Annotated in this window: 14 protein-coding genes; all 14 read right to left on the reverse strand. The window is 33.5% G+C overall.

Annotated features, from left to right (window positions below):
• Positions 1-134: 134 nt before the first annotated feature.
• The gene (locus V7137_RS25375; protein WP_335700648.1) at positions 135-551 is read right to left on the reverse strand and encodes an adenylyltransferase/cytidyltransferase family protein; all 417 of its coding nucleotides are present in this window, start codon (positions 549-551) and stop codon (positions 135-137) included.
• 15 nt (positions 552-566) lie between these two features.
• Positions 567-1,706, reverse strand: coding sequence for a CDP-glycerol glycerophosphotransferase family protein (locus tag V7137_RS25380; protein ID WP_335700649.1), 1,140 nt, complete (start codon positions 1,704-1,706; stop codon positions 567-569).
• Between the two features lie 77 nt (positions 1,707-1,783).
• Positions 1,784-2,812 (reverse strand): glycosyltransferase family 2 protein, encoded by a 1,029-nt coding sequence (locus tag V7137_RS25385; protein ID WP_335700650.1) that lies wholly within the window; start codon positions 2,810-2,812, stop codon positions 1,784-1,786.
• A 79-nt stretch (positions 2,813-2,891) separates the two neighbouring features.
• Entirely contained in the window at positions 2,892-3,242 is a 351-nt protein-coding gene (locus V7137_RS25390) for a helix-turn-helix domain-containing protein (RefSeq protein WP_335700651.1), read from the reverse strand.
• 41 nt (positions 3,243-3,283) lie between these two features.
• Positions 3,284-4,417, reverse strand: coding sequence for a DegT/DnrJ/EryC1/StrS family aminotransferase (locus V7137_RS25395; RefSeq protein WP_335700663.1), 1,134 nt, complete (start codon positions 4,415-4,417; stop codon positions 3,284-3,286).
• Between the two features lie 48 nt (positions 4,418-4,465).
• Positions 4,466-5,116, reverse strand: coding sequence for an acetyltransferase (locus V7137_RS25400; RefSeq protein ID WP_335700652.1), 651 nt, complete (start codon positions 5,114-5,116; stop codon positions 4,466-4,468).
• Positions 5,113-5,727, reverse strand: coding sequence for a sugar transferase (locus V7137_RS25405; RefSeq protein ID WP_335700653.1), 615 nt, complete (start codon positions 5,725-5,727; stop codon positions 5,113-5,115). Before V7137_RS25405 ends, V7137_RS25400 begins: the two co-directional genes overlap by 4 nt.
• A gap of 31 nt (positions 5,728-5,758) precedes the next feature.
• Positions 5,759-5,908, reverse strand: a complete 150-nt coding sequence (locus V7137_RS25410; protein WP_335700654.1) for a hypothetical protein — start codon at positions 5,906-5,908, stop codon at positions 5,759-5,761.
• An 18-nt stretch (positions 5,909-5,926) separates the two neighbouring features.
• Positions 5,927-7,000 (reverse strand): UDP-glucose 4-epimerase GalE, encoded by a 1,074-nt coding sequence (gene galE, locus V7137_RS25415; RefSeq protein ID WP_335700655.1) that lies wholly within the window; start codon positions 6,998-7,000, stop codon positions 5,927-5,929.
• A gap of 28 nt (positions 7,001-7,028) precedes the next feature.
• Positions 7,029-8,225, reverse strand: coding sequence for a glycosyltransferase (locus tag V7137_RS25420; RefSeq protein WP_335700656.1), 1,197 nt, complete (start codon positions 8,223-8,225; stop codon positions 7,029-7,031).
• Between the two features lie 69 nt (positions 8,226-8,294).
• Complete coding sequence (locus tag V7137_RS25425; RefSeq protein ID WP_335700657.1) at positions 8,295-9,428, reverse strand: glycosyltransferase family 1 protein; 1,134 nt, start codon at positions 9,426-9,428, stop codon at positions 8,295-8,297.
• A 28-nt stretch (positions 9,429-9,456) separates the two neighbouring features.
• Complete coding sequence (locus V7137_RS25430; protein WP_335700658.1) at positions 9,457-10,527, reverse strand: EpsG family protein; 1,071 nt, start codon at positions 10,525-10,527, stop codon at positions 9,457-9,459.
• Positions 10,528-10,550: 23 nt separating this feature from the next.
• Positions 10,551-11,459, reverse strand: a complete 909-nt coding sequence (locus V7137_RS25435; protein WP_335700659.1) for a glycosyltransferase family 2 protein — start codon at positions 11,457-11,459, stop codon at positions 10,551-10,553.
• 5 nt (positions 11,460-11,464) lie between these two features.
• The coding region (locus tag V7137_RS25440; RefSeq protein WP_335700660.1) for a glycosyltransferase at positions 11,465-12,351 on the reverse strand (887 nt) is incomplete at its 5' end.

Consider the following 12,351-nt stretch of genomic DNA (forward strand, 5'->3'; position numbering starts at 1 on the left):
GAGTAATCTAACATAGATAATAATGTTACTAGACTTTTTTCTGCCCCAGCAGCAACTAATGAGTCTATGACAAATAACAAGCTTTTTTTCATTTCATATTCTCCTGTTTAAATAGATTTAATACAGAGATGTATCTAAATAAAAATTTTTTGTTTTAAAATTGTTGTTGAAGTTTCTTTTGTGTAAGGAAAATAAACCAGATCGACTCCTACTCTTTTAAATCTTTCCTCATATTCTTTCCACATACGAGTATTTTTCCAATCATCTCCATGAAACATTACTTCAAATTTAAGTTGTTCCCATGCGTCAAGTTTGTTCATAGTAGTTTGGACAATAACTTCATCTACATATTTTATTGACTCAACTATTTTTATTCTATTTTCTAAAGGAATAACCGGGGTTTTATTTTTATAGGCTTGAACTAATTCATCGGTACTAACACCAACAATAAGATGGTCACACAGTTCCTTTGATCTTTTTAGTATATTTAAATGACCTACATGGAATAGGTCAAACACCCCTGTTGTATATCCTAATTTATACTGAGCCATATATAATTCTCCTTTTTATCCTATTGCCTTATCAATTTTATACATTAACCTTTTACTTGCATTTCCATCTTCAAAAGAGTTTATTTTATTCAACATTGTCAAAACTCTACTCTTATAATCTTCTTCATTAAAGTCAGTAATGTTTTTTAATAATTCAAAACATGTTACTGCACTTGCAAACGGTAACTCGTCTATATCAAAATACAATTTCCTATCATTTTTTAAGTAATTATCTAAGTCTGGCATATAAAGAAAACACGGTTTCTTTGTTAAAAGAAAACTAAACATAACAGATGAATAATCTGTAACTAATACATCTGAAACACGAATTAATTCTTGAACATCATCGTATAAGGTAACATTAAGAAAATCGCCAGAATTATTGAACTTTTGTGATTCAGTTGATAGGTGTGGATGTAATCGCAACAGCAACTTCCACTTTCCTCCAAATTTTTGTTTCAATGAACTCAAAATCCCATTAAAATCTAGGTTATATACGGAAATATTACTTTCCTTTCTAAAAGTTGGCGCATATAATACTAGCTTATAATCTGTTGAAATTTTCAACCTTTTATAAACAGTATTCTTAAAATCCATATCATTAGAAAATAATAAGTCATTAGCAGGAGTTCCACATTCAAGAATTTCTCCTTCATACCAAAATGCCCTTTTAAAAATTTTTGTACTATATTCGCATCCAGACAATAAAAGATCACATTTTAATGAATCTCTTTTAGCCATTTCTATATAGTTTTGTTGAAGAGTTTCTTCTGTATCCTTTTCGATTTGTTTCAAACGTAATGAGCTATGCCATGTTTGGATATAATACTGATTCTTTCGTTTTACAAACAAATCGGTAGTTCTAAAGTTGGTAATCACAATTTTTGATGTACACAATTCATAAAAATACCTTAATGACATAACCTTTACTTTTCGAATTCCACTCAAATGCTCCTTGTCATTAAGATTATTGAATGCCCATACTAAATCATACTTATCCATTGGATATGTTTTAAGAATATATTCGGTAATATATTTTGGACTACATCCAAATTGACTCCCATAATAGCTAAATAAAAATATTTTATTTTTCTTAATGGGAAGTAGCATGTTAAATAAATAAATGATCGATAAAGCTAAGTACTTTTTTATCAATTTAAATCTCCCCCATATAAATAAAAACACCTTCCTTTTAGTGCAGAAGATGCTGCTAGATCCCTTTAAATATCTTATTAAAGGTCAATTTTTTCTAACCCAGTAGGTTGAGGAAAAATGTTTATCTTTCTGAATAGTTTTTGAATCCCTAATAAACAAAAATTTAAATAAGGATGAATGCGAAATAAGATTAGCTGTCTTTTTAAATTCGTATCGTCGTCAACAGCTTTTTTTAACTTTGGATAGTTTTTCTTAATATAACTCTGTATTTCCCTTCTATAAGCTCCTCCTTTATCATTCTTTCTGTTCCTAAACAAAAGATTATAATGAATGAGATTTGTTTTTAAAATTACCTTATAGGAATCATCAGTCAAATGTTTATAATTTTTTTCAATAAAGTGATGTCTCTCTATTAATCCCTTAATAATATCAAGACTTTTTGGGGTATATGTAGCGACGATACTATCCTCCCGCTGGTAGTAGTAATACGTAGGATCATTTAGGGCTACAAATTTGTTCACTCGCTTCATAACATTGTGTGCCCAGAAGACATCTTCAAATAAAACTCCTTTTTTAAATGGGATGTCCTTAATTAATGAAGTTTTATATAGTTTACCCCAAGCAAAATTCTTAACCTTGTCGTTAATCACAAGCTCTTTCATGAGTCCTTTATTATCTAATATTTCAGGGAGATTTCCCTTTTTATAAACCCTGCTATCATACAGAAGATAATCATTATAAGCATAATAAAAAGCGGATTGAACAATATCAGCTTTATAGTTATAACTTGCATGGACAAGCAGCTCGATCATTTTTTTATCTAACCAGTCATCACTATCAACAAAAAGAGTAAACCCTCCGGTTATATATCTCAATCCATAATTCCTTGCATCAGATAATCCTCCGTTTTCCTTATGGAAAACTTTGACCCTCATATCAGATATTGCATAGCTTTCTGCAATGGTTCCACAACTATCTGGTGAACCATCATTCACAAGGATTACCTCTAAATTTGTATATGTTTGATCCAATATACTTTCTATACATCTTGAAAGATATTTTTCAACTTTATATATCGGAACAACCACACTTACCTTTTGATTCAATTTGCATCCGCCTACCTTCATAATTTTTAAATGGAAAGGAAATGGTGAAGTCGGCCAGATCCAGAGAGTTTGAAATTGATTACTTTTTTAAATCCGTATTTTGATTCTGCCACTTAATAAATTCAATTAATTGTTTAAAATCTTGAATTTGATGTTTTTCAATTCCCGATTGTTTAAATTCATTTGCTAAATCAATCCACTCTTTATCTAGTATTTGATGTTCTTCTTCGATTGAACCTGTTTTAATAAGTAACTTTAGATCAACATCCAAAACATGGGCAATCTTTCGTATCACTTGAATCGAGGGATTCTGGTTTAAGTTTCGCTCAATATTACTTAGGTAGGACTTTGAAATACCAGCACGTTCTGCAAGGTCTGATAAGGTAAAGCCCTTTTTCATTCGAATTTCATATATATTTCTTCCAATCATTGGCAAATACCCCGTTTTTGAATTCTAAAATTTTCTTGCGATTAAACAAATGTCTTTCTTCCATTCCCTATAGTTACAGTATCTTTAATACAATTAATAATTCTCATTTGGTCATCTTCAGTCATATTGGACCCAGATGGTAAACATATTCCATTTTTAAAAAATCCTTCAGAAATATCCATGTTTTCGCTGTGTGGATAATATTTAACACCCTCGAAAATCGGCTGCAGATGAAGTGGTTTCCAAACAGGTCGAGCTTCAATATTCTCTTCTGTTAAGGCTTTTAACAAAGCCCCAACAGAAACACCTGCTTCTTCTTCATTTATTGTGAGAGCTGTCAGCCAACGATTGGAAAAAGTATTTTCTAGTTCAGGCATGAAGTAAAAGCCTGGTTGATGAGCTAATTCTTGATAATATCGATTAAAAACATTTCTTCTTGCTTGCACACGTTCATTTAAAATCCCTAATTGGGCTCTTCCAACCCCTGCAAGGATATTGCTCATCCTATAATTAAATCCAATATTGCTATGCTGATAATGTGGTGCTGGATCCCGGGCTTGAGTGGCCAAAAAGCGAGCCTTTTTTAACGCTGCTATATCGTTTGAAATAAGCATGCCCCCACCTGAGGTTGTGATAATCTTGTTACCATTAAATGAATAAATTCCAAACTGCCCAAATGTACCGCTTGCTTTTCCTTTATAAGTAGAACCAAGGGATTCCGCTGCATCTTCAATGATTGGAACATTGTAATAATTGCAAATGAAAGATATCTCATCCATTTTTGCACTTTGCCCATACAGGTTCACAACGATGACTGCTTTTGGTAGATTTCCTTCAATTGATGCATCTTTAAATGCACTTTCTAATGCATCCGGTGACATATTCCACGTTTCAGGCTCGGAGTCAATAAATACTGGATTGGCGCCCTGATAAATAATCGGATTTGCACTGGCAATAAAGGTGAGGCTGGAACAAAAAACATTGTCACCCTTTTTTACATTTAATAAAGAAAGAGCCAAATGAATTGCTGCAGTTCCTGAACAAACCGCAACAGCTTCATTGGCTCCTACATATTCGGCTATTTCATTTTCAAAGGCATCAACATTGGGTCCGAGTGGAGCAATCCAATTGGTTTCAAAGGCTTCCTTAATATAATCTTGCTCATTTCCACTCATATGTGGTGATGAAAGGAAAATTCTTTTTTTATTTGTTATATTTATCAATTAATTCACCTCTACTCTCATTGGATCAACTTTTTTTATCTTGGCAGGAATACCAACTGCTGTACAATGTGCGGGAATATCCGTTATGACCGTTGCCCCGGCACCAACAATCGCCCAGTCACCAACCTTAATGTTCGGGATGATTGTTGCCCCCGCGCCAATATAGCCGCCTTCACCTATTTGGACAGTTCCTGTTAATGTGGTTCCTGGACAAATATGTGAATAATCACCTATTATACAATCGTGCTCGATCACTGAGCCGGTGTTTATTATAGAATGAACACCAATTCGTGTATCAGCATTTATTACCGTATGAGGCATGACAACTGTGCCAATATCAATCTTGGCACTAAGACTAATAACAGCAGATTTATGAATTACAGAAAGATAAGTCTCATCAGGAAGATTTAGTTTCTGAACGATTGATTGTCGAACCTTATTATCGCCGATCGCAATGACAAATTTTAAATCATAAAAATGTTCAACCAGTTGTGTAGCAGATGAAATTGGACCGCAATAAATATTTTCAAAAAGGCCTACATTATCGTATTTGTCATCTAAATATCCGACAATGTCATTTTCTTGGTCTGATAAAATCATATCAGCGATTACTTTACTGTGACCTCCACGTCCAATCACTACAATTTTCATCCATGTCCCCCTCCAACAGTAGAATTCGACCCCTTAAAGCTTTCCATTGTAGCGTTTCCTGGTTGATTTATTCCTTCGGAAGCCGCTACTTTGAAGACTGTTAAATATAGGATTTTCATATCAAGGAAAAAGGAACGATTGTTTACATACCAAACATCCAATTCAAATTTCTCTTCCCACGATATTGCATTCCGTCCATTTACTTGGGCCCAACCGGTTATGCCAGGTTTAACATTATGCCTTTTTGATTGCCTTTTACTATATAATGGAAGATAATCCATTAACAACGGCCTAGGTCCAACTATACTAATATCACCCTTAATGACATTAATTAACTGAGGAAATTCATCTAAACTATATTTTCTTAGAAACTGACCAAATGGAGTCAGTCTTTCATAGTCTGGTAGTAATTGGCCTTTTTGATCTTTTTCATTTGTCATGGATCTCAGTTTATATAAGTAAAAAGGTTTTCCAAATAATCCAGGACGCTGCTGTCTAAATAGAACTGGAGATCCTAACTTTACCTTTACCATCAAAGCAATAATGATAAAGATGGGGGAGAAAACTACTAACAAAACTAATGAAACTGTGAGATCAAACAATCGCTTCAATTCATCCCATCCCCTACAATAATTCTAAAGCTTACATCTCACTTCTTAATGAAATAATTTGTTGTTTAATTTCCTCTATTAATTCTGTTACTCTAATCTTTTCATTTTCCTGGGCACTAGAAATTGTTTTAAATAATATTTGTTGGAATTTCTGTTCAGTTAATAATTTAGATTCTTCCATTTCTCTACCTCACAAGAATTAATTTAATATAAAAAAATCACCACTATTTACTTTGTGGAGATTTTCCTCATCTACTATTCTATTTTTATATCCGTTTGGGTTTTTCATCTGCCATTTCCATGAATCCTCACACATTTCTTCAATACTTTTCTCAGCCACCCATCCAAGCTCTTGTTTTGCTTTTAATGGATCTGCATAACTAACTGCTGCATCACCATGCCTTTCATCTACAATCTTATAATGTACCTTTTTCAAAGATGCTTTTTCAAAAGCCTCTACCATTTCTAAAACGCTATAACCCTTACCAGTTCCAAGATTAAATGCATCAATTCCTGTAGAATTTGAAACCTTGTCAAGTGCTCTTAAGTGTCCAACAGCCAAGTCTACCACGTGAATATAATCTCGGATACCAGTTCCATCTTTGGTTGGATATTGATTTCCAAATACACTTAGTTCCTTTAGTTTCCCTACTGCAACTTGTGTAATATAAGGCATAAGATTATTAGGGATACCATTAGGATCTTCCCCAATAAGACCACTCTTATGTGCACCAATTGGATTAAAATATCTCAAAAGAGCAATACTCCAAGCATTATCTGATACATAAAGGTCACGTAGGATTTCTTCAATCATTAATTTTGTTCGACCATATGGATTCAATGCACTTAGCGGGAATTCTTCTGAAATAGGACACTGCTTTGGTATTCCATAAACGGTTGCCGATGAACTGAAAACCAACTTTTTAACATTATGTCTTTTCATTACTTCACAAAGAACAACCGTCCCTGTAATGTTATTATGATAATAATGAAGCGGAATACTAAGTGATTCACCAACCGCTTTTAGGCCAGCAAAGTGGATAACAGCTTCGATATCGTTTTCCTCGAAAACTTGGTCTACCTTCTCTTTATCCAGTAAATCAATAGAATATGTTTTAAACATACAACCTGTAATTTCGCTTATTCTGTTCAGGGATTCTGGATTACTATTAATAAAATTATCCAAGACGACAATTTCATGACCAGCATTTAACAATTCGACACATGTGTGGCTGCCTATGTAGCCAGCTCCGCCTGTAACAAGTATTGCCATCTACAAGTGTACCTCCCCTATTTTATTTCTAACCTATTAGGTTATATAATTTTTCAATTTCATTTTCGTTTCCATAATCCTTTGAAAGAGCATTTGAAATAAGCTTATTTCGAAGGTTATCATCATTTATTAGACTTTCAATTCCATTTACAATACCATTGACATCTTGTGTAGTAATTAAAGCATCAACTCCGTGAGTTGCTTGGCTTTTTGCAGTTGGAAAATTCGTGATGACGACCGGTTTTCCTAATATTTGTGCTTCTCTAATCGTCACAGCCTTACCTTCATATCTTGATGGCTGTACATAAATATCACATGCTTTAATATACGGATATGGATTTGTTTTTTTACCTATCAGCAAGAACCTTTCTGTTAGGTCTAATTGACTAATGAGTTCCCTTAAATCAGCTTCTAGGGGACCATATCCAACCACATACCACATAACATCGTACCCAGCTTTTAATAATTCTTTACATGCCTTTATTGCATGATCTAACCCTTTTGCATGTGTAAGGCGCCCAACTGTTAAAAGAATTATTTTTCCAGGAGTCTTTTTTATTTCTTCAGGATTGTTTTCATCCGCTTGTTTCCTAATAAATTCAGGAGACAAAATATTTTCTATAACCATTGTCTTTTGTTTTTGGTCTGGAAAGAGATTAAGGAATGTATTCGAACATTCTTCCGATACAGCAACGATATTGTCTAATTTATTCCACATCTTTGTTTCTAGTTTTCGGTTTAAATGGATATTAGAATAATCGGTATGAATCCATCCTATCCTTTTTTTTGCATTTACCTTTTCAGCTACAAAATGATGTGGCCATAGAAAACCTATGGCCACATCATATTCTTTATTTAATTTTGGAAGATAGGGATTAGCCATTTCCCAACCATATTGAATAACAAGGTAGCCTGGTTCATCAATACTTTTCAATTTCCCGTGTATGGAACCGATATATTTTGCGATAATTCTCGAAAACGCTACTGGATAATGCCCTTCTTTTGCTATTTGAGCGATTGGCATTCTGAAGGTTGTATACAGAGGAAGTTCTGGTAATAACTTGGGACCAGCTGGTAAGAATGGGAGAAATTCTCCTTCATGTTTAAATAACATTAAGTCTACTTCGTATTGGCTGTAATCAATATGATTTAGTAATCCAATTAGACTTCTTTCAACACCACCTATAGCCAAGTCAAAAGATGTGATCAATATTTTCTTTTTCATGCTATATTCCTCGCTAAAATTAATATATTATGATGCCTTTAAATCCGGACATCACACGATTCGCCTCAATCAACTAACGCCATATAAATAAATCCAATCATTGACGTTATCTTGAATATTGTAGCCACGTTTGGATATTTCTTCATTAATTAGCCTATTGTCTGGTCTCTCCTTATTTAAGGCCTTTTTCACTTCAGAGCACCAAATATCTAAGCCTTTATCGAGACTGACATAGGATGTTAAACCTAATCCCATATCGGTTGTTTTTGGTACTGTATTGGAGATAACACATGGCGTTCCCGCACATTGGGCCTCTAACGCTACAATACCAAACCCTTCAAATTGTGAAGGAAATAGAAATACATCAAAAGCTTTCATTAATCTTGGGATATCTTCTCTTACTCCTAAAAGCCTTATGTTTTTTAGAATTCCTAGCCTTTGTGCTTCTTTTTCTATACTTTCTTTTAGTGGACCTTCACCTATTAATAGGGCCACAAAACAATTGTCTTCCTCTACTAATTTCTTTAAGATTTTCAGGATAAAAATATGATTCTTTGAATCTGAAAACCGCCCAACATGCCCTAAAACCCTAGCATTTCCCGGAAGTCTCAACTCATCGAAAACACTTTTTTTAAAGTTTGTTTTTAGACTAGAAAATTTGGTGACATCAATACCATTTTTGAGAATACTCACTTTCCCATCATTTAGCATATTTTCTCCAAAAAGAAACTCTGCTGCTTCTTTGCTACAACTACAATAATGTGTTGCAGAAAATCTAATGATTGATTTAAGGATTTTTAACATCAGTTTTTCCGAATATCGATCTCCTTTATGCCAATTGGTACTATGGGAATGACAGATTCTTTTTCTTATCCCACTAATTTTAGCAGCTAAAGCTGGAAATCCACTTTGAAAGTCTGTATGAGAATGAACGGCAATAAAAGAATTAGCCGACATAATTTTTACTAATTCTTTTATATATGAATATGGACCAATCTGCCCTAAGCTAGGAATTTTAAAAACCCTTCCTCCTAGCTTCATAATTTCCTCTTCAAAATCACCTTGTTTATTGGAATGTGATATAAAGTCAAATTGGACTTTTGATCTATCAAGATTCCTATAAATATTCATGATTAACGTCTCTGCTCCTCCGCGTTCCATTGAGCTAACGATATGCAAAATTCTCTTTGGCCATTTTTCCATTAATGAATCACCTCCATATACAAAGCTCCTATTGAAGATAGTCGCTTTTATAAATAATGTTCAAAGATATAACACTTTCGTAGTAATAATAAAGGAAATAACAAATCAAAAGGACATAGTAGATAACCCTTTGATCTTTCTCCTCGAAAAGCTTTATAACCCAAGAAATTAGGATTAGTTGATATAAACTAAAATAAATTGAAAATCGGGCAAATATCCAATTTTGGGTTGAAACAATCATGAAGACAAATCCAACGATTGACATATTTACAATAAAATCACTCTCAGGAAAAATTCTCCGCAGTTTTTCTCTTCCAAAGTACGCTATTATTAAAGGAGCCCCATTCACCATGACTCTCATGATGCTTGCTCCCCCTTCATTGAAATTCTGGTAATGCCCATACTCGGTGTCTTTGATTGCCGAAAATAAAACGGCGGAAAATTTATCAAAACCAATAACAATGATAACTGAGAATAATAAAAGGATAAAAGTAGCTCTGGACCACGCTTTATAACGAACAAGAAAATAAATTGGTATTAGGACTAGCGCACTCTCATGAAACGTGGAAGCGAAAAGAACTACTAGGAGGTATTTCATCCAGCTACCGTCAATCAAAAACTTTGTTGCGGCGAATACAATCGCTGCAGCCAAACATTGTCTCATTCCATTCATGGATATTAAAAATAATCCACCTGCAATATAAACATACGTACTTAGTTCAAACATTCTCGAGTACTTATACAGAACAATAACAATAAGGATATTTGTAATAATGGCAGAAGTTAAAATCAAAATCTGAGGATCATCAGAATAACTTTTTAGAATCCTTTGTAAAACCCCAAATCCCATATCTTTCTGAGATTGAATATATTCCCAAGAAAAGTCATTCATTTCATAAATATGCTTATAAAAAAAGGTATCACCAATATTTGACCGAAGACCTGATATCAAAACAAGTGATAGCATAACGCCAAATGCTAGGAGTTTATTTGGTTTTATTGGAACTGTTGAATACATTCCTGGTGAAGCAACAGCAAAGTATCTTGAAAAAAATGACAAAATAAAAACTATGGCAAGATTGATCCATAGAATAGTCATAAATATTTTCCCTTCCGTAACTCTTATTTAAAAATAGTTTTTAGTGCTTTAGGCTGACTTGTTTTTGCATTAATATAAAAATATAATAAAATGCCAAATGGAATGGCCAAAAATGTAAGGACCTTGATTGGTGTCTCGCTTAAAAATTTCCAATTCTTAATCAGTAAACTACTCGAAACATAATGTATTGCCTGCCTAAACTTAAAAGAGAAACTAGTAAATGGTAACTTCATTAGCTCTTTACGGTAGAAAGCAAAGCCTCGTGGATTCTTACGATACTGATTAAACATATTTAACGAAGAACCATCAGGAAGATACTCAACGCAGCAAAGCACTTCGTTTAATAATAGCAATTCATATTGCTTATCGAGCATATAGTATTTGTAGGCCAATCCTACGTATTTTTCGTTTTCAAATAAGGGGTATGGATACTGCTTTGTTAATTCGGTTCGATAGACAAGCTTTTTATCACCCGAAACACCATGTTTGCTATATAAATCAAACAATGTAGAGCTTTGAAGATTTCCAGGTAATTTCGTTCCTATTATTGTTTGGTCGGTATAGGAGTCTAGACCAACTATTCCACTCACTTTGTTACTACCGTACATTTTCCAAAAGTCAGTAATTTTTTCAATGGCTTTCTCAGGCATGTAGTCATCAGAGTCAATACACACATTTAATTCAGTTTCAATGAGTTCATATGCTGTATTATGAGCTCCATGCATACCCTGGTTTTTTTGCCAATGATATTTAATCTCAATCTTGTTCTCCTCAATCCAGCTGTTTACTAACTCCCTCGTATTATCAATTGATCCATCATCAATTATTAACCAAACAAAATCTTTACACGTTTGACGAAGAAGGCTTTGATAACATACATTGAGGCAATATGCTCGATTATAAGTCGGAGTAAATACAGTCAATAATTTCATTTTATTCACCCCGATATACTTAAGTAAAAGTCTTCAATATTGCTTGTAGTTTCCCTTATGTCATACCCTTGTTTTGCAATTGCACTTGTAATATTTTTTCTACCCAACTGCGTAGATGAAATTCTCTTGATTTTTTCTATCCACAAACTTTTATCTGATAATGGAATAAAATCAACTAAATTACTACCTAAATCAACTTCTCGAGATATATTATCAGATATTAGGCATGGTAATCCGGATCCCTGGGCTTCAATTAATGAGACAGGTAAACCTTCATGTAAAGAAGGAAATACAAATACGTCAAAAGCTTGTAGTAAACGCTGTATATCACTTCGAATCCCAATAAACTTTACCTTATCCTTTAAATTTAAACACTCAACCTGTTTCTCCATCTCTAAACGTAACGGCCCATCTCCAACTAATATTAATATGGAATTCTGGTTCACCTTGTTAAATTCGGAAAAGATATCAATAAGGTATGTATGATTTTTCTGATGAGCAAATCTACCTACATGCCCTACAATAAATACATTTTTATCTAACTTTAATTCGCTTCTTATCTCTTCTCTAACTTTTTGAGAAAATACAAATTGATCACATTCAATTCCATTTTTTAAAATTTTAGTAGAGTGTGATTTTTTCTTAAAAAGCCACTTGGCAGCGTAATTGGAGCATGCAATAAAATTTGTTGTATTTTTAAGGATAAAATTCCCAGCATACCACTTATATACTTTCGAAGCGATCCCTCCCTCGCTACTAGTATTATGGCTATGGGAAATGCGGATAGGTATACCAGCCCGTTTGGCTTCACGGAGAACTAAACCAGACATCTTATCCATGTGTGAATGAACAATTTTATATTGATTATTTGAGATAAAAAATTTATTTAGTT

This window comes from Neobacillus drentensis, from assembly GCF_036962765.1.
GTDB lineage: Bacteria > Bacillota > Bacilli > Bacillales > Cytobacillaceae > Neobacillus > Neobacillus drentensis_C.

What these genes read in the sequence shown, in the direction of transcription:
- V7137_RS25375 (WP_335700648.1), bottom strand. Translation starts at nt 551, where the DNA reads ATGGCTCAGTATAAATTAGGATATACAACAGGGGTGTTTGACCTATTC.
- V7137_RS25390 (WP_335700651.1), bottom strand. Translation starts at nt 3,242, where the DNA reads ATGATTGGAAGAAATATATATGAAATTCGAATGAAAAAGGGCTTTACC.
- V7137_RS25395 (WP_335700663.1), bottom strand. Translation starts at nt 4,417, where the DNA reads ATGAGTGGAAATGAGCAAGATTATATTAAGGAAGCCTTTGAAACCAAT.
- V7137_RS25400 (WP_335700652.1), bottom strand. Translation starts at nt 5,116, where the DNA reads ATGAAAATTGTAGTGATTGGACGTGGAGGTCACAGTAAAGTAATCGCT.
- V7137_RS25410 (WP_335700654.1), bottom strand. Translation starts at nt 5,908, where the DNA reads ATGGAAGAATCTAAATTATTAACTGAACAGAAATTCCAACAAATATTA.
- galE (WP_335700655.1), bottom strand. Translation starts at nt 7,000, where the DNA reads ATGGCAATACTTGTTACAGGCGGAGCTGGCTACATAGGCAGCCACACA.
- V7137_RS25420 (WP_335700656.1), bottom strand. Translation starts at nt 8,225, where the DNA reads ATGAAAAAGAAAATATTGATCACATCTTTTGACTTGGCTATAGGTGGT.
- V7137_RS25425 (WP_335700657.1), bottom strand. Translation starts at nt 9,428, where the DNA reads ATGGAAAAATGGCCAAAGAGAATTTTGCATATCGTTAGCTCAATGGAA.
- V7137_RS25430 (WP_335700658.1), bottom strand. Translation starts at nt 10,527, where the DNA reads ATGACTATTCTATGGATCAATCTTGCCATAGTTTTTATTTTGTCATTT.
- V7137_RS25435 (WP_335700659.1), bottom strand. Translation starts at nt 11,459, where the DNA reads ATGAAATTATTGACTGTATTTACTCCGACTTATAATCGAGCATATTGC.